Annotated in this window: 21 protein-coding genes; 12 read left to right on the forward strand and 9 right to left on the reverse strand. The window is 60.6% G+C overall.

Annotated elements, in window-relative coordinates; genetic code table 11:
* Positions 1-20: 20 nt before the first annotated feature.
* Together K3557_RS08975 and K3557_RS08980 are read right to left on the reverse strand one after the other, a co-directional pair.
* Complete coding sequence (locus K3557_RS08975; RefSeq protein WP_259999201.1) at positions 21-1,151, reverse strand: hypothetical protein; 1,131 nt, start codon at positions 1,149-1,151, stop codon at positions 21-23.
* A gap of 158 nt (positions 1,152-1,309) precedes the next feature.
* Positions 1,310-1,579 (reverse strand): usg protein, encoded by a 270-nt coding sequence (locus K3557_RS08980; protein WP_027258878.1) that lies wholly within the window; start codon positions 1,577-1,579, stop codon positions 1,310-1,312.
* A 193-nt stretch (positions 1,580-1,772) separates the two neighbouring features.
* On the opposite strand from K3557_RS08980, the gene gyrA reads away from it, so the two are divergent.
* Together gyrA and K3557_RS08990 are read left to right on the forward strand one after the other, a co-directional pair.
* The gene (gene gyrA / locus K3557_RS08985) at positions 1,773-4,514 is read left to right on the forward strand and encodes a DNA gyrase subunit A (protein ID WP_409201207.1); all 2,742 of its coding nucleotides are present in this window, start codon (positions 1,773-1,775) and stop codon (positions 4,512-4,514) included.
* A 128-nt stretch (positions 4,515-4,642) separates the two neighbouring features.
* Positions 4,643-4,993: a DUF6614 family protein gene (locus K3557_RS08990; protein WP_259992323.1), complete on the forward strand. Its 351-nt coding sequence runs from the start codon at positions 4,643-4,645 to the stop codon at positions 4,991-4,993.
* Positions 4,994-5,186: 193 nt separating this feature from the next.
* On the opposite strand, the gene K3557_RS08995 is transcribed toward K3557_RS08990, so the two are convergent.
* The 3 genes from K3557_RS08995 to K3557_RS09005 are packed head-to-tail and all read right to left on the reverse strand — an operon-like array spanning position 5,187 to position 8,618.
* A complete protein-coding gene (locus tag K3557_RS08995) occupies positions 5,187-6,656 on the reverse strand; it encodes a carboxypeptidase M32 (protein WP_259999202.1) in 1,470 nt (489 codons plus the stop codon).
* Positions 6,657-6,659: 3 nt separating this feature from the next.
* A complete protein-coding gene (ctaA, locus tag K3557_RS09000) occupies positions 6,660-7,805 on the reverse strand; it encodes a heme A synthase (protein WP_259999204.1) in 1,146 nt (381 codons plus the stop codon).
* Between the two features lie 60 nt (positions 7,806-7,865).
* Positions 7,866-8,618, reverse strand: coding sequence for an RNA methyltransferase (locus K3557_RS09005; protein ID WP_259999206.1), 753 nt, complete (start codon positions 8,616-8,618; stop codon positions 7,866-7,868).
* Between the two features lie 166 nt (positions 8,619-8,784).
* Between K3557_RS09005 and K3557_RS09010 the strand changes: the two genes are divergently transcribed.
* Positions 8,785-9,417: a thiamine phosphate synthase gene (locus K3557_RS09010; protein WP_259992330.1), complete on the forward strand. Its 633-nt coding sequence runs from the start codon at positions 8,785-8,787 to the stop codon at positions 9,415-9,417.
* A gap of 15 nt (positions 9,418-9,432) precedes the next feature.
* On the opposite strand, the gene K3557_RS09015 is transcribed toward K3557_RS09010, so the two are convergent.
* A complete protein-coding gene (locus tag K3557_RS09015) occupies positions 9,433-10,584 on the reverse strand; it encodes a HupE/UreJ family protein (RefSeq protein ID WP_259999208.1) in 1,152 nt (383 codons plus the stop codon).
* Between K3557_RS09015 and K3557_RS09020 the strand changes: the two genes are divergently transcribed.
* The 4 genes from K3557_RS09020 (at position 10,583) to K3557_RS09035 (ending at position 14,044) form a co-directional block, all read left to right on the forward strand.
* Positions 10,583-11,392, forward strand: coding sequence for a DUF4198 domain-containing protein (locus K3557_RS09020; RefSeq protein ID WP_259999210.1), 810 nt, complete (start codon positions 10,583-10,585; stop codon positions 11,390-11,392). The genes K3557_RS09015 and K3557_RS09020 overlap by 2 nt on opposite strands.
* Before the next feature lie 41 nt (positions 11,393-11,433).
* Complete coding sequence (locus tag K3557_RS09025) at positions 11,434-12,342, forward strand: PfkB family carbohydrate kinase (RefSeq protein WP_259999212.1); 909 nt, start codon at positions 11,434-11,436, stop codon at positions 12,340-12,342.
* Complete coding sequence (locus K3557_RS09030; RefSeq protein ID WP_259999214.1) at positions 12,339-13,253, forward strand: pseudouridine-5'-phosphate glycosidase; 915 nt, start codon at positions 12,339-12,341, stop codon at positions 13,251-13,253. Before K3557_RS09025 ends, K3557_RS09030 begins: the two co-directional genes overlap by 4 nt.
* Positions 13,254-13,333: 80 nt before the next feature.
* Positions 13,334-14,044 carry a DUF502 domain-containing protein gene (locus K3557_RS09035; protein ID WP_259992340.1) on the forward strand — a complete coding sequence of 237 codons (711 nt, stop codon included), beginning with the start codon at positions 13,334-13,336 and terminating at the stop codon, positions 14,042-14,044.
* Between the two features lies 1 nt (position 14,045).
* Here the strand turns inward: K3557_RS09035 and K3557_RS09040 are convergent, their stop codons facing one another.
* Positions 14,046-15,074 carry a patatin-like phospholipase family protein gene (locus K3557_RS09040; protein ID WP_259999216.1) on the reverse strand — a complete coding sequence of 343 codons (1,029 nt, stop codon included), beginning with the start codon at positions 15,072-15,074 and terminating at the stop codon, positions 14,046-14,048.
* 101 nt (positions 15,075-15,175) lie between these two features.
* Positions 15,176-15,949, reverse strand: a complete 774-nt coding sequence (locus tag K3557_RS09045) for a 3-hydroxybutyrate dehydrogenase (protein WP_259999218.1) — start codon at positions 15,947-15,949, stop codon at positions 15,176-15,178.
* Between the two features lie 324 nt (positions 15,950-16,273).
* Here K3557_RS09045 and K3557_RS09050 point away from each other — a divergent pair, with 324 nt between their 5' ends.
* The 5 genes from K3557_RS09050 (at position 16,274) to K3557_RS09070 (ending at position 20,507) form a co-directional block, all read left to right on the forward strand.
* The gene (locus K3557_RS09050; protein WP_409201216.1) at positions 16,274-18,091 is read left to right on the forward strand and encodes an extracellular solute-binding protein; all 1,818 of its coding nucleotides are present in this window, start codon (positions 16,274-16,276) and stop codon (positions 18,089-18,091) included.
* Positions 18,092-18,161: 70 nt separating this feature from the next.
* The gene (locus K3557_RS09055; protein WP_259999222.1) at positions 18,162-18,995 is read left to right on the forward strand and encodes a helix-turn-helix domain-containing protein; all 834 of its coding nucleotides are present in this window, start codon (positions 18,162-18,164) and stop codon (positions 18,993-18,995) included.
* 22 nt (positions 18,996-19,017) lie between these two features.
* Positions 19,018-19,494 carry an arsenate reductase ArsC gene (locus K3557_RS09060; RefSeq protein ID WP_259999224.1) on the forward strand — a complete coding sequence of 159 codons (477 nt, stop codon included), beginning with the start codon at positions 19,018-19,020 and terminating at the stop codon, positions 19,492-19,494.
* Positions 19,491-20,147 carry an MIP/aquaporin family protein gene (locus K3557_RS09065; RefSeq protein ID WP_259999226.1) on the forward strand — a complete coding sequence of 219 codons (657 nt, stop codon included), beginning with the start codon at positions 19,491-19,493 and terminating at the stop codon, positions 20,145-20,147. Before K3557_RS09060 ends, K3557_RS09065 begins: the two co-directional genes overlap by 4 nt.
* 129 nt (positions 20,148-20,276) lie before the next feature.
* Positions 20,277-20,507 (forward strand): hypothetical protein, encoded by a 231-nt coding sequence (locus K3557_RS09070; RefSeq protein ID WP_259992355.1) that lies wholly within the window; start codon positions 20,277-20,279, stop codon positions 20,505-20,507.
* A gap of 29 nt (positions 20,508-20,536) precedes the next feature.
* Here K3557_RS09070 and K3557_RS09075 read toward each other — a convergent pair whose 3' ends face one another.
* Positions 20,537-21,160, reverse strand: a complete 624-nt coding sequence (locus K3557_RS09075; RefSeq protein WP_259992357.1) for a helix-turn-helix domain-containing protein — start codon at positions 21,158-21,160, stop codon at positions 20,537-20,539.
* Between the last annotated feature and the right edge of the window lie 44 nt (positions 21,161-21,204).

A 21,204-nucleotide genomic window follows, 5' to 3' on the forward strand; every position in this document is an offset into this window, starting at 1 on the left:
CCTCCTCTCTTGGGCGGGGCTTAGTAATCCCAGTTGCCCACAGTGAAATTGCCGGCTGTCAATTCGACATCCGATGTGAATTCCACCAGGACGTTGCTGCCGAAATAGAGCTTGTCCGCGCTGTTATCCATGAACAGCCGGTCTTCCTCTGCGGCCTCCCATTCGTCCCGGTCGAACAGGACGTCTGTATCTCTTGGGATCGCCCGGCTGGATTCCTGGCGATCGAACACAAACACGTCTTTTGCAGCGGAAAAATCTTCAACAACTGCAACGGTCGAATAGGCATCCAATTCCACAAACAGACGGTCCCTGCCGCCGCCTGTCTTGATGGAGTCGGCTGCGTTCGCAAAGCTGCCGGTCAGGACATAGATATCATCCGACCCGCCGCCGGCATTCAGACTTTCTGAATGCATGCCTTCCAGAACAACTGTATCAGCACCCCTGCCGGTTTTGATCACCGCGTCCAGCCCGCCTGGCGATGCAATGGTCGAGCCATTGATGACAACTGTGTCTTTGCCGCTGCCGGTTTTCACGGTGATATCTGCAGTAACGCCCCAATTGCCGTTGAACTCAAAATAGTCCTTGCCGCTGCCGGTGTTCACCTTCAGGTCGCTCACGTCGGCGTTCGCGGTGTACAGGACGCTGTCCGCGCCGGCGAATGTGTCGACACGGATGCCGTTTTCCGATGCGTCGGCTTGCTGGAAGATATTCAGCGTGTCGTCCTTCACCCCGCTCTGGATGGTGACGCCGCCATCTCCCGCAACTTCGTTCAAAAATATGTCATAAAACCAATGTTCAACCGAAATGACGCTGGTCTCAATGGTATTCAGATCCAGAGTGGAGCCACCTGACATGACCGCAGATACTTTTGATTTTACAGTGTCGTAACCGCTGCCGCCATCAAAGCTGAGCTGGCTGTACTTGCTGAGATTGTCACCATCTGCGGTCACGCTGAAGCTCAACAGTTCCAGCGTGTCATCGCCGCTGCCGCCAAAGAATCGGTCGGTCAGATCCGGAATGTTCACACCATCCGGTTCGTGATGATACAGCGTGAAATCATCGTCGCCGCCCCGGCCGTAAAAACTCTCCCGGATCGTCGAGGACGCCACAAAGATGTTTTCGAACTGGTTTCCAAAAAAGTTCTTGCGCATGAATCCCTGCCTGCTTTCCCTGTGCCCCGGGTCCCGATAGGAATGCCGTGAGCCGGCCCGGGTGCTTCAAACACGCATAGGATTAGGACGGCGCCTGCATGCACGCAACGGCAAAGCCTGCCGCACGGCCCTGCAAACACATTAAAAAGCCAGCCGGTTCAGTGCAGCTGAAACTCTCCGACCACGTTGCGCCATTCTCCCGGACCAATCATCTTGCGGTGATTGAAACGGACAGAATGCAATGGGCCTTCGATTTCCCGCTGCCAGAATTCGATGAATTCGAACAGCCTCGGATGGTCCGGGGCAAGGTCGTACTCCTGCCACACAAAGGTGTTCAGAACGTGGATGTAGTCGGGCATACAATAGGTGAACTCCGCCGTGGTCAGCCCGTATCCCTTCAGCATTAGCTCGGTTTCTGTGGTCTCCATTTACAGCCTCCAAAATTTGCCCCCTCTTACTGATGCTAGGCTGCTATTGGTTAATTTCCCCAAAAACAGTGTGTTACCGCTGTGTGAACGGCCTGTTTTCCGCTTTCCCGGCTGTTTGCTTGCGCCCCATATACGGTATCTGATAGGGTGCAAACACAATATATAGAGCCAGAAGAAAGAGCGGGCAGCCAACGTGAGCGATACGCCGGAAACTCCTGAAAACATGGACGAAAACCTGCCGGAACGGCCCGCCTATGACGGACCGACGGTATCCATTGAATCCGAAATGCGCACGTCCTACCTGGACTATGCCATGTCGGTCATCGTCAGCCGTGCCATCCCGGACCTGCGGGACGGGCTGAAACCGGTTCACCGGCGCATTCTCTATGCAATGCACGAATCCGGCAACACACATGACAAGTCTTACCGCAAATCGGCCCGCCCTGTTGGCGACGTGATGGGTAAGTACCACCCGCACGGTGACAGCGCGATTTATGACGCGCTGGTACGGATGGCGCAGGACTTCTCAATGTCGCTGCCGCTTCTGGACGGCCAGGGCAACTTTGGCTCGATGGACGGCGATAACCCGGCCGCCATGCGTTACACCGAAGTGCGGATGGACAAACCGGCGGCCTTCCTGCTGTCTGACATCGACAAAGAAACCGTCGATTTCCAGGACAACTATGATGGCAAGGACCGCGAACCGACGGTTCTGCCGGCCCGGTTCCCGAATATGCTGGTCAATGGCGCCGGCGGTATTGCGGTCGGCATGGCCACTAACATCCCGCCGCACAACCTCGGCGAAGTGATTGATGCCACCCTGGCGCTGATCGACGATCCCGACCTGACCAGCGAACAGCTGATCGACTACGTGCCCGGCCCGGACTTTCCGACCGGCGGCGTGATGCTGGGCCGCTCCGGTGCCCGCAAGGCTTATCTTGAAGGCCGCGGCAGTGTGGTTATCCGTGCCAAGACCCGCACCGAGGAAATCAGGAAAGACCGCTATGCCATTGTTGTGGATGAGATTCCCTATCAGGTGAACAAGGCGGCAATGATCGAAAAGATCGCCGAGCAGGTGCGCGACAAAAAGATCGAAGGCGTCGCCCATGTGCAGGACGAATCCGATCGCAACGGCGTGCGTGTGGTGGTTGAGCTTAAGCGCGACGCGACCCCCGAAGTGGTGCTGAACCAGCTGTACCGATTCACGCCGATGCAGACATACTTTGGCTGCAACATGCTGGCGCTGAACGGCGGCCGGCCGGAACAGCTGACGCTGCGCCGGTTCCTGACCTCCTTCATCGACTTCCGCGAAGACGTGGTGGCGCGCCGCACTGCGTATCTGCTGCGCAAGGCCCGTGAACGCAGCCACATCCTGTGCGGCCTGGCGGTTGCGGTCACCAATATCGACGAAATCGTCACCACCATCCGCCAGTCTGCTGATGCGGCGGAAGCGCGCGAAAAGCTGATGACCCGCCGTTGGCCGGCCCAGCCGATCCTGGAATACATCGCGCTGATTGATGATCCGACCCATACCGCCAATGACGACGGCACCTATAACCTGTCGGAAACCCAGGCCCGCGCGATCCTTGAGCTGCGCCTGCAGCGCCTGACGCAGATCGGCGTGAAAGAGGTCACCGACGAGCTGGAAGAACTGGCCCGTAAGATCAAGGAATACCTTGAGATCCTGTCGTCGCGCGAGCGCATCATGGGCATCATCGCGGATGAGCTGCGCGAAGTGCGCAACAACTTTGCCGTGCCGCGCCGCACCGAAATCGTCGATTGGTCCGGCGACATGGAGGACGAAGACCTGATTGAGCGCGAGGACATGGTGGTGACCGTGACCTCCGGCGGCTATATCAAGCGTACTCCGCTGGCTGATTTCCGATCGCAAAAGCGCGGCGGTAAAGGTGTATCGGGTATGCAAACCAAAGAAGAGGATGTGATCACCACCCTCTTTGTAGCCAATACCCATACCCAGCTGTTGTTTTTCACCACCGACGGCATGGTCTACAAGCTGAAGACCTGGCGCCTGCCGCAGTCCGGGCGCACCGGCAAGGGCAAGGCCATCGTCAACATCCTGCCGATCCCGACAGGGGTTTCCATCGCGGCGATCATGCCGGTCGATGTGCCGGATGATGAATGGGAAAACCTCCAGGTGGTGTTTGCCACCAGCGGCGGTGATACACGCCGCAACAGGCTGTCGGATTTCACCAACGTCCGCCGCAACGGCAAGATCGCGATGAAACTGCCCGAAGACGGGTCCGTCCAGCTGGTGAATGTCCGTATCTGTTCGGAAGACGATGACGTGATGCTGTTCACCGACTCCGGCCGTGCGATCCGCTTCCGCTCTACCGATGTGCGGGTGTTCAACTCGCGCGAATCCACCGGGGTGCGCGGTATCCGTCTCAGCGGTGAGGACCGGGTGGTGTCGATGTCGGTAATCCGGCACTCAAAATACACTCCGGAACAGCGCACCGCCTACCTCAAGATGCGCCGCGCCATGGCCGGTTTGACCGACGATGCCGAGGCCTCGGATGAGGATGCGCCCGAGGATCCGAACTTCTCGACCGAGCTTTATGCGGAAATGTCGGCGGCGGAAAACCTGATCCTGACCATCACCACAGGCGGTTCGGGTAAGCTGTCCTCCTCGCACGATTATCCGGTGCGCGGACGCGGCGGTATGGGTGTGACGGCGATGGACAAGGCAATGCGCGGCGGCGAGATCGTGGCCTCCTTCCCAGTGGAAATGGACGACCAGATCATGCTGGCCACCTCCAAGGGCCAGTCGATCCGGGTGCCTGTGGATGGCATCTCCTTCCGGTCCCGCTCGGCCGGCGGTGTCCGGGTGTTCAACACCGGCAAGGGCGAAGAAGTGGTTTCCGTTGCCTGGATTGCCGAGAACGGTGATGAGGAAGACGGCGGCGGCGAAGAATAACCCCGCCGCTCAGCCTGAATGAAACAGCGCCGCCCCGGATCACCTGGGCGGCGCTTTTGTGTTTAACCGCTGCCTAATCTTTCTGTGACAGACTATCGCTTGAGTTGTCTGCACCAAGGGATCGCCCCATGAACCTCTATCAATGCTCCATCGATCTGCATCATGAAGCCAAGGCGCTGAGCTTTGCCAGCGCGGTTGACCAATGGATGAGCTACCTGCAGGAACGCGGCGTGATCCTGGGCTGGCGCCTGCTGCGGCGCAAGCTGAACCTGGCCAGCGACAAATGCCGCGATTTCCTCCTGGAGATTGAGTTTAAGGACATGACCCAGCTGGATCAGGCCTTTAGGGTGCTGGGCGAACATGACGAGGAAGTCGAAAAGCTCTACTCCCATGTCACAGCCCTGATCGCCACGTCAGAGACCGGCCTCTACCGTCCCTTCCCGGATCCCGAGCGGGCGGAGCGGATGGCGCTGATCTGACGGTTTGCGATTCAGATCAGGGTTGGCGCCAGCACGAAGCTGGCAAAAATCAGATAGGCTACGGCTGTATGCATCAGTTATATCTCTGCTCTCATCCCCATGAGCATCCGAGAATACACCCAAAATACGGCATTTCCGGGGCAGCTGATTTTCTGCTGCCGCCAGAATGCCTTAGCCGTGGTGCAAGGCCGATTCAGAGATCATAAAGCAGGCTGAACTTCTCTTCGAGATAGGCCAGCAGCGGTGTGTGGCTGGGCTCCATGCCGGATGCATGCACGATGGTATCGCGCGGGCTGCGCAACCCGCCGTGCTGTTGCAGGGCTTCTTTCAGCCAGCCGGTCGCACCCGTGGTGTCGCCCTCTGCCAGCTGCATATCCAGCCCCGGAACATCCCGGCGCAACGCCTGATACAGGCAGCCGGCATAGACATTGCCCAAGCTGTAGGTCGGAAAATACCCGAACAGGCCCACCGACCAATGCACGTCCTGCAAACAGCCGTTTGACGGCTTGTCGACAGCATAGCCAAAATCCGCCTCGAACCGGTCATTCCAGGCCGCCTCCAGATCCTTCACCGCCAGATCGCCGCTCATCAGTGCGCGCTCCAGGCCGAACCTCAGCATGATATGAAGGTTATATTGCAGCTCATCCGCCTCAGTCCGGATATAGCCCTTATGCACTGCGTTCACCGTGGCATAGAAGCTGTCCGCATCCGCAATGCCGAAATCGCCAAACGCCGCTTTCATCTCCTCAAACAGCCAGCCGGTGAACGCCCGGCTGCGGCCGATCTGGTTTTCATAGATCCGGCTTTGGCTTTCATGCACGCCCATCGACACGCCGCTGCCCAGCGGGGTCAGCAGGTAGTCGCGGCTGATGTTCTGCTCATAGGCGCCGTGGCCGACCTCGTGAATGGTCGAATAGAAGCAGTTGAACGGATCGACCTCACTGGTCCGGGTGGTGATCCGCACATCCAGCCCCGAGCCGGAGCTGAACGGATGCACTGCCTTATCAACGCGCCCGTGCGCCATGTCATAGCCGAAAGCTTTGGCGAGCTTCCGGGTAAGCTTCATCTGCGCCGCTTCGTCAAATATGCCTGCCAATCCCTTGGGCGCGGGCTTCTCCAGCACCTTGGCGCGAAGTTCCACCAGGCCAGGACGCATAGCGTCAAAGATCTCCGCGATCCCTGCCCCGGTCATTCCGTGCTCATAATCCTCGACCATGGCGTCATAGACATCGCCGCCCGCGGCCAGCGCCAGACCTTCCTCGCGCTTGAGGGCGACCACTTCCTCCAGCACCGGCACAAAGGCGGCAACATCCTCATCCGCCCGCGCTGCGGCCCATTTGCCCTGCGCCTCGGATGTCACCTGGGCGATCTTCTTGGCCAAATCAGCAGGCACTTTGACGGTGCGCTCATAGCTGCGGCGGATTTCACGCAGCTGGGCTTCGCCTGCCTCATTCGGCGCAACTGCCTGCTCCAGCCACTCCGCCACCTGCGGGTCGCTGCGGCGGGCATGCAGAACGGCTTCAATCGCGGCCATCTCCTCGCCCCGCTGCGGCGCGGCCCCGCGCGGCATCATGGTTTCCTGATCCCAGCCCAGACGGCCTGCAATCTGCCCCAGTGCCTGGGTTTCGCGCTGGAAGGCCATCAGTTCGTCAAATGCGCTCATAATTCAATGATCCTTGATCGAGGTTGCAATGGGATAGGCAGACAGGAAGCGGGCGCGCAGGATCAGCACCCAGAGGCCGATTGCCACCAGCTGGTGGGTGATCGCGGCGTGCAGCGGTGCGGCATAGATCACAGTAATGATCCCCAGCAGCACCTGCACGGACAGCGCCGCAAAGACAGCGTTGAAGGCAAAGCGGGTGCGCGCATGGGCAGAGCCGCGCCCGCGCAGCCAGGCCACCACGCCAAAGGCAAACAGCAGATAGCCCGCCACCCGGTGAATGAACTGCACCAGGCCCGGGTTTTCAAAGAAGTTCTTCCACACCGGTTCAATCATGAAAGGCTGCGGCGGGATCACCTGCCCGCCCATCAGCGGCCAATCGGTATAGGAGCGGCCTGCGTCGATGCCCGCCACCAGTGCGCCCAGCAGGATCTGCAGGAAGGCGAAGTGCATCAGACCGGTGGACAGGCTGAACAGCTTGGCCTCCTTTGCGCGGCGCGCCTGCATCAGTTCACGCTCCTCGCGGCCCAGCATCAGCACGTACCAGACGATGAAGCCGAGGATCACAAAAGCGAGCCCCAGATGCACCGCAAGGCGGTAGGAGGCGACCGCCGTCATCCCCTCGCCCTGGGTCACGCCGGATGCCACCATCCACCAGCCGATGGCGCCTTGAACACCGCCGAGAACACCGGGCAGCGCCAGCCGTCCTGCCCAGCCTGCCGGGATCTTGCGCGCGACCAGAAACCCGAGGAAGCCAAGCGCCCAGATCAGGCCGATGAAACGGCCCAGCTGGCGGTGGCCCCATTCCCACCAGTAGATCGATTTAAAATCAGTCAGTTCCATCCACTGGTTCTGAATGCGCCACTGGTCGATCTGCTGGTATTTGTCGAATTCCGCCTGCCATTCGGCTTCGGACATCGGCGGGATGGCACCGGTCACCGGGCGCCATTCAGTGATCGACAGGCCCGAGTCCGTCAGACGCGTCAGCCCGCCCACCACGATCATTGCCACCACCAGGGCGAACAGCACCATCAGCCAGGCGCGGATGCCTTTGCGGGCGCCGCCGCGGCCGCGGTCGATCAGTCCCGGCTGCGCTGCGGGGGCGTCCGTCTTCTCGCCCTCGACCTCTTCGAAAATGCTGCGCTTGCTCATGCTTGCCTCTTTGTCTGTGGTGCCAAGCTAGGGGCGGGTTATCTAAAGGTCCAGAGCGGCCTATTCGCCGCCGCGCTCTTTCCAGCGGACCATCTGGCGCATGATCCCGTGCAGCATCTGCACGTCGGAACGGGTCATCCGCATCCGGCTCCACAGGTTGCGCAGGTTGGTCTTCATGCTGTCGGCTTTTTCCGGCGGGAAGAAGAAGCCCGCCTGGTCCAGCCGGTCCTCATAATGCTCCACCAGTTTCTCGACCTCAACACCGCTTGCCCATTCGCCCTTACGGCCCAGGTCGGTGGTTTCATGCTCCACATCGGCGGACTGGCGCATCCATTCATAACCAGTCAGCAGCACGCATTGGCCCAGGTTCAGCGAGGCATAAAGCGGGTTCACCGGCACCGAGATGATGGCGTTGGCCTTGGCAATATCCTCGTTTTCGAGACCCGCACGCTCAGGCCCGAACATCACCGCCACTTTTTCGCCCGCTGCGATCTTCTCAGCCGCGATCTGCATCGCGCGTTCGGGACTGTAGACCGGTTTGGTCAATCCGCGCTGGCGGGCAGTGGTGGCGAACACATAAGTGCAATCGCCCAGCGCCTCGGGCACGTCGGCACAAAGCTGCGCCTCGTCCAGCAGGCGGCCCGCGCCCGACGACATTGCCACCGCCTTGGGGTTCGGCCAGCCGTCGCGCGGTGCGACGATGCGCATCCGGTCAAGGCCGAAGTTCCACATTGCCCGCGCCGCGGCGCCGATATTCTCGCCCATCTGCGGGCGGACAAGGACAAAGGCGGGCTGGGGCGTATCGGTGGGCATCGTGTTCTCCGGCAAAATCGGCACTGCTGTACTGCCCGCACGGCGGCGGGGCAAGGTCCGGCGCGGTTTTGGACGGCATTTACCCGGGTTTCACCGCCGCAAATCCTTGCGTCCTGCCGGAAATCGGCTAAATACCTCCAATCGCCTGACACAATGGAGCACCGCTATGGGAAGCCCTGCAGAAGCACCTGAGCAGCCGCAGATCTACCTGATCTCCCCGCCGAGTTTCGAGCTGGGCAAGTTTCCCGGGCAATTGGCACGGGTGCTGGACGAGGTTGACGTGGCCTGCGTGCGCTTGGATCTGGCCAGCCGCGATGAGGACACGCTGAGCCGTGCCGGTGACGCGCTGCGTGAGGTCACGATGGAACGCGACGTGGCTTTGGTGATATCGGATCACCAGATCCTAGCCGAACGGCTGGGGCTGGACGGTGTGCATCTGACGGATGCGTCCAAATCGGTTCGCACCGCGCGCAAGGCGCTGGGGGCGGATGCCATTGTCGGCTGTTTCTGCGGAGCGTCCCAGCATGACGGTATGGTGGCGGGCGAAGCAGGTGTCGACTATGTAAGCTTTGGCCCCGTCGGCACTTCCGGTCTCGGCGACGGCGCCAAGGCCGAGGCCGATCTGTTCCAGTGGTGGTCCCAGATGATCGAAGTTCCGGTTGTGGCCGAGGGCGGCTTGACCGAAGACCTGATACGCAGCATTGCCCCTTGTACGGATTTCTTTGGCATTGGTGATGAAATCTGGCACGCAGAGGATCCGCTTGCCCAGATAAAGACCCTGATGCGGGCAATGGGCTGATCCATCAGCGGGCGTTTACAGAAACACCCGCTCGGCAAACCAGTATCCCCCTATCAGCGCGATTGTGACCGATGCCGGAATTGCCACCCGGCCGCGGTATTTCGGATGCCGCCCGAACCACAGACGCACGCCAAGGTACGCCGCGGCAATCACCGCAAGCTGACCCAGCTCCACACCGACGTTAAAACCGATCAGGGCGGGCAGGAACTGGCTGGACGGCAGGCCGAACGCGCCCAAAACGCTGGCAAAGCCCAGCCCGTGCAGCAGCCCGAAGCCAAATATCACAAAAGTGCGCCAGCTGTGAAGCTTGCGGGCAAAGATGTTCTCGACTGCGACAAAGACAATCGACAGCGCAATCAGCGGCTCGACAATGGCAGCATTGACGCTGACCACCCCCAGCGCGCCCAGCGCCAGGGTGATTGTATGGGCCACGGTAAAGATACTTACTTGCAGCAGCAGCGGCTTCACCCGCGGGCTGAGAAAGAACAGCCCCAGAACAAACAGGATATGGTCCAGCCCTTTGGGCAGGATATGGGTAAAGCCAACGGGGATGTATTCCACAAAGGCCTCGACCGGCGTCTTGGCGGCACCGCCCTGGAGCGGGATGGACGGAGAGGTCTCTCCGCCCTGCAGGTAGCCAGTATAAGGCTCCTCCACCCCGTTCTGACGCAGTACCACTCCACCGGACCCGGCAGGCCAGGCAATGCGCAGGCTGTCTGCGCCCGAAGGGATCGCACCGGTCAGTTCAAGAAAGGACGCCCGCGGCAGGCTTGCGTCACCGGCCTCTGGAATGGAAATGCCAGAAACGCGCAGCTCTACCGGGCCGCCAGCCTGCAGGGAAAAGGTCTCTAGCCACTCCTCGGCAAAAAGCTGAACCATCGGTTCCAATTCCTGAGCCTCCAGCGCGCGCAGCTCGTCATAATCGGCAGCCTGTGCGGTCTCATTTGTGTCGGACAGCCCGTCCAGATTGATCCCGGCAACAAAGGCTTCAACGTTCAGACGCAGTTCCAGCGCAACCTGCCCGTCTTTCACCGTAAAATCGGCAATTACCGGCGTGACTTCATGGGCGCGGGCACTTCCAGCGCCTATTGCAACCATACTGAACAGCAGCGCAAATAGGATCCGCAGCCAAGTCACACTGCGCCCGACAGCCAAGGACAATTTCATGCAATACCGCCTGTTCTGCTCAATTCTCTGCGCCGGGCTGACTTTGGGGGCCGCCCCGCTGTTATCCCACGAGTTTTGGATCGAGCCGGAAAAATATCAAGTGAATTCCGGTGCAACAGTGGTGGCCAGGCTGCGCAACGGGCAGGAATTCAACGGTGCCGAGCAACCCTATCTGGATCACCGGATCGCCCGGTTCGAGGTCATAAAGGACGGATCAGCGGCTCCCTATGAGGGCCGGATGGGCGATATGCCTGCATTCTCAGCGGATAAGACCGACGATGGATTAACCGTGATCATCCACCAGACACAGCCGCAGACGCTGACCTATGACACATGGGAAGGTTTTCAGGCCTTCATTGACCACAAGGGGTATACCGGCATCCCCAGCCAGCATAACGCACGCGGCCTGCCAGACGCGGGCTTTGCCGAGCAATACACCCGCTATGCCAAGGCTTTGGTGTCCATCGGCAGCGGTGAAGGGTCCGATCTGGACACCGGTATGGAGACCGAGATCGTGGCCCTCGCCAATCCCTATACCGATGATCTGGCAGCGGGGTTTCCGGTTCAGGTTCTGTACCAGGGCAACCCGCGCCCGCAGGTGCAGGTCGAGGTCTTTGCTAAAGCCCCGGACGGCAGTGTCGCCATCAGCACCCGGCTGACAGATTCACAGGGAAAATCCGTCATCCCGGTGTTACCGGGGCATACCTATCTGCTGGACGCCGTGGTCCTGCGCCCTGCGCCGGAGGACAAAGATCACGTGTGGGAAAGCCTTTGGGCCGCGCTGACCTTTGCCGTGCCGCTACGCTGAAGCCGCTTGCAGAGGGCGGGTAAAGGCGGCAATAGGTCATTATGACACAAGCCTCTCATTCCCGGATACCTGCCATCCTGTGCATCGGATCGGTTCTGTGGGACATCATCGGCCGTTGCAGAACGGAAATGCAGCGCGGCTCGGACATGCCCGGGCGCATCACCCGGCTGCCCGGCGGTGTGGCCATGAACATCGCCATGACTCTGTCGCGGTTCGGTATGCAGCCTGCCCTGCTGACGGCCGTGGGCCGTGACCCCGAAGGCGACGAGCTGATCCACGCCTGCAGTCACTTCGGCCTGATCACCGACCACATCTACCGCTCCGAGGATCTGCCCACCGACCGCTACATGGCTGTCGAGGGCGCCAACGGGCTGATCGCCGCCATTGCCGACGCCCACTCATTGGAGGCCGCAGGCGACAAGATCCTGCGCCCGCTGTCCGACGGCGCACTGGGTACCCCGGAGACCCCCTACACGGGTCAGGTTGCGCTGGATGGAAACCTTACATTGTCGCTGCTGGATGACATCGTCGCCAGCCCGGCCTTTGCCAAGGCAGACCTGCGGGTGGCGCCTGCCTCTCCTGGCAAGGCGGAACGGCTGCGCCCCTTCCTGACCCGCACCCGCGGCACGCTTTATGTGAACCTCGAAGAAGCCGGCATTCTGTGCCAGGCCGAATTCACCGACAGCGAAACCGCGGCACAGGCGATGCTGGACCGCGGCGCGGCGCGGGTGCTGGTCACCGATGGCGGTTCCTCTGCCACAGTGGCCGATGCCCAGGGCACCATCACCCTTGTCCCGCCCCGTGTCACGGTTGCCCGCGTAACCGGCGCAGGCGACACCTTCATGGCCGCCCATATCGTTGCCGAGGCACGGGGCGAAGACCGCAAGACCGCTTTGGCCTCCGCCCTCAAGGCTGCGGCCACCTATGTTTCAGGAGAACCCCCGCTGTGATCGAGATCCGCACTTCCTCCGAAGTTCAGGCCGCCAAGGCCGCAGGACAGGCCATTGTTGCGCTGGAAAGCACTATCATCACCCACGGCATGCCCTACCCGCAAAACGTCGAAGTGGCCACCCAGGTGGAGCAGGACATCCGTGATGCCGGCGCCGTGCCCGCCACCATGGCCGTTATAAAGGGCGTGCTGCATGTGGGGCTTGAACCCGATCAATTGCAGGCGCTAGGCCAGGCGCAGGGTGTCGCCAAGATCTCGCGCGCCGACATGCCTGCTTGCATCGCCACAGGCGGCACCGGCGCCACCACGGTTGCGGCCACCATGATCGCCGCGCGTCTGGCCGGGATTGAAGTCTTTGCCACCGGCGGCATCGGCGGCGTCCACAAAGGCGCAGAATCCACATTCGATATCTCCGCCGACCTGATGGAACTGGCGCAAACCCCGGTGACGGTCGTGGCTGCAGGCGCCAAAGCCATTCTTGACGTGCCGAAAACGCTGGAAGTACTGGAAACCCAGGGCGTGCCGGTCATCGCCTATGGCCAGGACAGCTTTCCGGCCTTTTGGTCGGCTCAGTCAGATCTGAAGGCACCGCTGCGCATGGATGATCCGGCGCAGATTGCCCGCGCCCATGCCACACGGCAGGCAATGGGGCTGCCCGGCGGCCAGCTGATCGCCAATCCGATCCCGGCAGACGCCGAAATCGCGGCAGAGGAACTGGCCCCGGTCATCGCTCAGGCCCAATCGGAGGCGGATGAACAGGGCATCTCGGGCAAGGATGTAACCCCCTTCCTGCTGCGCCGCATCTTCGAGCTGACCAAAGGCCGTTCGCTTACCGCCAATATCGCATTGGTGCGCAACAACGCCCGGCTGGCGGCAAAGATCGCACAGGAACTGAACAAACTGGCACAATGACTTGATTTTCCGGGCGGATGCCATTGCTCCGCCCGCAATCAGTGCCTAGGTTCCACTCGAAATTTCCGCAAAGAAGCCACATGACCACGCCCTTCGACGAAGAACCTCACCGACGCCGCGGATTGTTTGCCAGCCTGCGTGCTTCCTTCTTTACCGGGATCGTCGTCATTGCGCCGGTGGGTCTGACCATCTGGCTCTTGTGGTCGGTGATGGGCTGGATCGACAGCGTGGTGCTGCCGCTGGTACCGCACACAGTCCGGCCCGAACAGTACATCGGCATCAACCTGCGCGGTGTCGGGCTGATCATCTTTCTGCTGTTCACAATCGTCGTCGGCTGGGTCGCCAAGGGCATCCTGGGCCGGTCGCTGATCAGTTTTGCCGAAAGCCTGGTGGAACGCATGCCGGTGGTCCGCACCGTTTATTCGGGCATCAAGCAGATTTCCGAAACCGTCTTTGCCCAATCGGAACGCAGTTTTGAAAAGGCCTGCCTTGTCCAATACCCGCGCAAGGGCATCTGGGCGATCGGCTTCATTTCAACCAACGCCAAGGGTGAGATCGCCAAGAAGGTAGAAACCAGCGGCGGCCTGGTCAGTGTCTTTTTGCCGACCACACCAAATCCGACATCCGGTTTTCTGCTGTTCGTCCCCGAAGAAGATGTGATCGCGCTGGACATGTCGGTGGAGGATTCTGCCAAGCTGGTAATCTCGGCAGGCCTTGTCTACCCGAACCCCAAGGATCCTTCAAAACCGCTGGAAAACGGCAAGAAACCCGCGCTGAAAGAAAGCGCCTGACCTAGCTGAACATCGCCGGTAGATCCGTTGAAGATCGCACGCCAACATTCTCACCGTCCTGTGCCAGGAAGTTCTCCGCCGCATCCCGCCCTGCCTGTTTCAGCCGCGCCAGGATCTGCGGCACCGGAAACAGCTTGGTGGTGACTGATAGCTGCGTCATCAGATCATCATCGGCAATCATGTGCACCCGAACCTGCTTCATCCGCCCAGCCTCAAGCGTGCCATCCTCCAGCAGCCGCTGCACAAAATTGATGGCGCGCAGCTCCCGCAGCAAGGACGAGTTAAAGCTGATCTCATTCACCCGGTTGCGGATCTGCTGCGGCGTTTTCGGAACCTCCTCGCGCTCCAGCGGATTGATGTTAACAATCACCACATCCCCCGGCAACTCTGGACGGAATAACGGAAACAGCGCCGGATTGCCGGTGAAACCGCCATCCCAATAGGCCTCCATCCGGCCGGTCTCCGGATCCTCGATTTCCACCGCCTGGAACATATCCGGCAGGCAGGCCGAGGCAAGAATGGCGTCAGTGCTGATCCCGGCGCCCTCAAAGACCCGGATCTTGCCCGTGCGCACACAGGTCGCGCAGACAAACAGGTCCGGCCCGGCCCCGGCGCAGACATCATCGAAACAGAACTGATCGACAACTTCCTGCAGCGGGTTCTTGTAAAAGGGGCCGTAATGATAGGGAGAGATCATCTGGCTCATGGTTTCCAGCGGCGAGAATGGCATGGCAGCCTCCAATGCACCGGTCCAGGCCACCGCATCAAACCGGGTCAGCCAATGGGCAAAGCGCATATCGCCCACCGCTCCCATCTGCGCCCACAAGTTGTCCAGCGCCGCCTTGGCGCCGGTCCGCCCGCCCTGAACCATGCCGGACTTGAAGGCCGCGCCATTCAACGCCCCAGCCGAGGTGCCGGTGATCCCGGCCACCTCAACCCCTTCATCCTCCAGCAGCCGGTCCATCACACCCCAGGTAAACGCCCCATGCGCACCGCCGCCCTGCAGGGCCAGATTAATGCATTTCACCAAAATACACCTGCCTATTTCACCTTTGTGAAAATACTCCGGGGGTGAATTGCCCCCTTGGGGCAAGAGGGGGCCGGCCCCCTACCGCCGCTTCCACGTAACGCCTACAGTGCCGTCCAGCCGCCATCGACACTCAGTGTCGTGCCGGTGATCTGCGCCGCTGCGTTCGAACACAGGAACACCGTGGTGCCGCCCAGCTGTTCCACAGTGGCAAATTCGCGGCTCGGCTGGCGCTCCAGCATCACCTTCTTGATCACCTCTTCCCGGCCCATGCCGTATTTTTCCATAGTGTCGGGGATCTGCGCCTCCACCAGCGGCGTCAGCACATAGCCAGGGCAGATTGCATTACAGGTGATTGGCTCCTCCGCGGTTTCCAGCGCCACCGTCTTGGTCATTCCGACAACCCCGTGCTTGGCCGCCACATAGGCCGCCTTAAACGGCGAGGCCGTCAGCCCGTGCGCCGAGGCGATATTGACGATCCGCCCCCAGCCCGCCGCGCGCATTCCGGGCAAGGCGGCGGCCATGGTATGAAAGTTCGAATTCATGTTGATCGCAATGATCGCGTCCCACTTGTCCTGCGGGAAGGTATCGATCGGGGCCACATGCTGGATGCCTGCATTGTTCACCAGAATATCGCAGGCACCGGCCTTCGCAATCAGCGCCCGGCAATCAGCCCCCTTGGACATATCAGCCTGAATGTACTGGGCCTTGACGCTGAATTCACGGGCGAGCTCAGCTGCCAGCGCGTGATCCTCTTCCCGGTCGGTGAACGAATTCAGCACCACATTAGCCCCGGCCCGCGCCAGTTCGCGTGCAACCCCCAGGCCAATACCTGAATTTGATCCAGTGATAACGGCGGTCTTCCCTTGCAAGGACATCGGCAACTTTCCCTCGGCTGAATGAAACTGACGCCACTGTGCCATGCTGCAGATGCAAAAGAAACGCGTAAGACAGCGGATCGCCCCTTGCAACGCAGGGGCATTTCCCGTCAGAGGCAGTGTGGAAACGACCGAAAAAAAACGCCCGCACAAGGCGGGCGTTAGTTATTGAGGCAGGTTTCATACAGGCAAGAAACCTATCGAGCAGTGACCTCTTTATAAGCAATTTCCGGCTTTCGTCCAAGCTAAAAGTTTGAAAAGACGAAAAAGCGCACTTAGCGTGCAGAAGCAAGAAAATAAGGGCAGAGCGGGATTGTTGTGAAACTGCGAAAAGAAAATTTCCTGAATCCCGGTGCAGCACTGGCCGGAATCACCTTGGCTTTTGCTGCGAATTTTGCGCAGGCAGAATCAGGTCATGGCATAGCTATGTATGGGGCGCCTGCGCTGCCACCCGATTTTGTGTCTTTACCCTATGCCAACCCCGATGCGCCCAAAGGCGGCAAGGTGGTTTTCGGCAATACCGGCGGCTTTGACTCGCTGAACCCGTTCACCCTTAAGGGGACCGCGCCGTGGCAGCTGAGGTTCTGGGGATACGAGAGCCTGATGGGCCGCTCCTGGGATGAGCCGTTCACGCTTTATGGTCTTTTGGCCGAATCGATTGAGGTCCCCGAGGACCGCTCCTGGGTCGAATTCACCCTCCGGGAGGAAGCGCGATTCTCCGATGGCAGCCCGGTGACGGTCGAAGACGTGCTGTGGTCTTATGAAACCCTGGGCACCAAGGGCCACCCGCGCTATCGCGGTTTCTGGACCAAGGTGGAGCGGATTGAACAGACCGGACCGCGCAGCCTGCGCCTGACCTTCAATGCCAAAGACCGCGAGCTGGCGCTGATCGCCGGAATGCGCCCTATCTTAAAGAAGGCGCAATGGCAGGACAGGGAGTTCGGTGCCGATGACCTGCCCGGCGCCCCGATTGGCACCGGCGCTTATGTGGTCAAGAATTTTGAACCCGGCCGTTTCGTTACCCTGTCCAGAAACCCGGACTATTGGGGCAAAGACTTGCCCTTTCGGCGCGGTACCGGGAACTTTGACGAACTGCGGCTGGATTTCTTTGGCGATGCAACCGTGCTGTTTGAGGCCTTCAAGGCAGGCGAGCTGAGCGCGGTGCGCGAATTCAATGCGGACAAATGGGACAGCGTCTATAACTTCCCGGCCGTGACCCGCGGCGATGTGGTCAAAAGCGAAATCCCGCATCAGCGCCCCTCCGGCATGACCGGGCTGGTGATGAACAGCCGCCGCGCCCCGCTGGATGACTGGCGGGTGCGCGAGGCGCTGCTTTTGGCGTTCAATTTCGAATACATCAACGGCACCGTGACTGGCGGCGTGCAACCGCGGATCACCTCTTACTTCTCGGGATCCGGGCTTGGCATGCTGCCCGGCGCAGCTGCCGGCCAGGTCCGCACACGGCTTGCCCCGTTTGCAGACACGCTGTTGCCCGGGACGCTGGAAGGCTACGCGCTGCCGCAAGGCGATGGCAGCAAGCGCAACCGCAGAAATCTGCGCAAAGCGATGAAACTGCTGGCCGATGCAGGATGGAGCGTCACAGACGGCGTGCTGCGCAAGAACGATGGTACGCCATTGGAATTCACCGTTCTGATCCGCCAAGGCGACGGCGAGATGAAGACCATCACTGAAATCTATGCGCGCGCACTGGAGCGGTTGGGCATATCCCTAACGGCGGAAACCGTCGATAATGCCCAGTATGTCGAACGCCAGAGCGCCTATGATTTCGATCTCACCCGTTACCGCCGGGAGTTGTCGCTCAGCCCCGGCAACGAACAGCGCTATTACTGGGGCAGCGAGGGCGTCAGCCAGCCCGGCAGCCGCAACCTGATGGGCATGGACAGCCCGGCTGCCGAAGCGATGATCGATGCCATGCTGACAGCAAAGGACCCTGAGGATTTCACCGCCGCCGTGCGGGCGCTGGACCGGGTTCTGACCGCGGGACGCTATGTCATTCCATTCTGGCGGTTCGATGCGGGGCGGATCGCCCATGTCAAGGAAATGCGGTTTCCGGAATACCTGCCGATCTACGGCGACCGGACCGGATTCATGCCGGATGTCTGGTGGTATCAATCAGACTGAGGCGCTGACCAGCGGCTGCCCACAGGCGGGGCAGTTGACTCACGGCTAATAATTCCATATTTCCCGAAATATGGAATCAACGATCACCGATAAGCTCAGCGCCCTTGCACATCCGAACCGTCTGGCCCTATTCCGCCTGTTGATGCGGCGCTATCCGGACGCTGTTCCGGCAGGCGAGATTGCCTCGGCGCTGGACTTCAAGCCCAACACGGCTTCTGCTTACCTGTCAGTCCTGAAACAGGCCGGGCTGATCAGCCAGCACCGGACCGGAACTTCGCTGATGTACACCGCCGATCTGCCTGGCTTGCGCGGTCTGTTTGATGACCTGCTGACAGGCTGCTGCCAGAACCGGCCCGATATCTGCAGCCCTTTCACGAATGAAGAAAGGGCCATGCCGACGGTTGAGCACCCGTTTAACGTTCTGTTCATCTGCACCGGGAACTCGGCCCGATCGCTGCTTGCCGAGGCCATTTTAAACCAATCCGGCGAAGGCAAATTCCGCGCCTATTCGGCTGGTACCAACCCTTCGCCGGGACCGCGCCCCGAGGTGGCATCCCTGCTGTTGGCCAAGGGCTATGACACCAGCGCGCTGCATTCCAAGGATCTGGTCGAGTTTTCAGCCCCGGATGCACCAAGCATGGATTTCATCTTCACCGTCTGCGACCACGCCGCCAATGAGGAATGCCCGGCCTGGCCCGGCCAGCCGATGAGCGCCCACTGGGGGATGGCAGATCCGGTCAGGGCGACCGGCACCGACGCCGAACGGCACCTGGCCTTCCAGCAGGCCTATGGGTTGCTGCGCAATCGGATCAAAGCCTTTGCGGCGCTGCCCTTTGAAACGCTCGACCGCCTGTCGCTTCAGCATCAGGTTGACGGCATCGGCCGCGTGAATTCTTCCGACTAACCCTATAGAACGGTCAAAACCCATGAACATTCTTGTCCTCTGCACGGGCAACTCCGCCCGCTCCATCCTGCTGGAGTCAATCTTCAACACCCTTGGCGCGGGCCGCATCCGTGCGTTTTCTGCAGGCTCCAACCCCACCGGTGAGGTGCATCCGCAATCGCTGGTACTGCTGGAGGAACTCGGCCACGATACCGCCGGCGCCCGCTCCAAAAGCTGGGACGAGTTTGCCGTTCAGGGCGCACCGGAAATGGACATGGTGATCACCGTCTGCGCCTCAGCCGCGGGCGAAACATGCCCGATCTGGCCCGGCGCGCCGGTCCGCGCCCATTGGGGCGTCGCAGATCCGGCTGCCGCGGACCAGCCCGAATGGGACACCGCCTTTCGCGCGGCTTATGCCACGCTGGACAAGCGCGCCAAGGCGCTGCTGGATCTGCCGTTTGAAACCATGAACGCCACCGAGCTGACACAGCAGCTTAAGCGGATCGGAGAAATCCAATGACCGGGCAGAAACTTCTGGCCGAGGGGCTGGGCACAGCCATGCTGCTGGTCGGCGTTGTTGGCTCCGGGATCATGGCTGAAAACCTGGCCGGAGGAAACGTGGCCCTGGCCCTGCTGGCCAATGCTGTTGCCACCGGCTGCATGCTTTATGCGATCATCAACACCCTGGGTCCGATTTCAGGCGCCCACTTCAACCCGGCCGTAACCCTTGCCTTCGCCCTGCGCGGCGAACATGAATGGCGTGCTGTGACACCTTACGTTCTGGTGCAGATCGGAGGCGGGATCCTGGGGGTCTGGGCTTGCCACGCAATGTTTGATCTTGCAGTTTTGCAAAGCTCTGAGACTATGCACCGAACAGGAACAGCGCAGTGGTTTTCCGAAATCCTGGCCACGTTCGGCCTGTTGTTCGTGATCTTCGGCGGGCTGCGGTCGCGTCCTGATACAGTGCCTGCTCTGGTTGGAATCTACATCACCGGAGCCTATTGGTTCACCTCTTCAACCAGCTTTGCCAACCCGGCGGTGACTATTGCCCGCGGCTTCAGCGACACTTTTGCAGGCATCTATCCGGGGCATATCCCGATGTTCATTGTGATGCAGCTGATTGCGGTTGGAATCGGCCATCTGGTGCTGCCCCGGCTGTTCGCACCGGCCTAGGCGCTGGCAAAAAACCGCTTAACACAGCGGCCTTGGGCTGATGCCCCGGGGCCGACGTTACGCGACGGCAGAAAAAATGCTAGCATGAGGGTCCAACAACCATAATCAGTTTGTCAGGGAGGCCCCCCAATGCCTGTACAGACAGCAGCTGCCAGCTGGATTGACAGGATGCCCCGCATCAAACAGCGCTTTCCGCATCTGAAAGCCAGCAACGCGCCGTCACTTGTCGATGACCGGGACAGATTTGTTGCCTATTTGGCCCGCACCCATCATCTCACGCTGAACGAAGCCAGGGAAGAAGTGGACGACTTCCTGTATATCGAAAGCCTGCTGAGAGAGCTGGACGGGCGGACGCACTAGCCTCGCAGCCGCCTTTTGAAGCCCAGGCCTCAAGCCAGCGACGTCACCCAAAGGATCATTGCGTCTTCGGGGCTGACAGATATGACATTATGCCCCATGGCTGCGTCGTAATAGGCGCTGTCACCGCGGCGCATTTCAATCGGCTCGTAGAATTCCGTGTAAAGCTTGACCACCCCGGTCAGCACATACAGAAACTCCTCGCCGTCATGGCGCACCCAGCCGTCAAACTCATCCAGCGACCGCGCCCGTACCCGCGCCCGGTAGGGCAGCATTTGCTTGCGCGACATACCGTCCGCCAGCAGCTCGTGCTCATATGTTGCGGTGGCATGGGCCGAACCGTCACCGGATTTGGTCACCGTCATCCGCCCGTTCACCTGGCCGCGTTGCGGCTGGGTAAACAGCTGCGGCACCGAGATCTGCAGGCCCACGGCCAGCTTCTTAAGCGCCTCGTAAGTCGGTGACATCTGACCGTTTTCGATCTTTGACAAGGTCGAACGCGCCAAACCCGCCTGATTGGCAGCATGTTCCAATGTCCAGTCCCGCGCCTTGCGTAGTTCGCGCACTCGCGCACCCAGGTCCAATGGCTCTGCTGCGTCATCTCCGCCGTTTGCACGGGCGATGGTAATCAGGGACTTCGGGTCACGGCTTGTCATAGCCACTCTATAAGCCGCACCTGCGCAGCTTGCAACGCAGGACG

This window comes from Leisingera sp. M523, assembly GCF_025141335.1.
Classification (GTDB): Bacteria; Pseudomonadota; Alphaproteobacteria; order Rhodobacterales; family Rhodobacteraceae; genus Leisingera.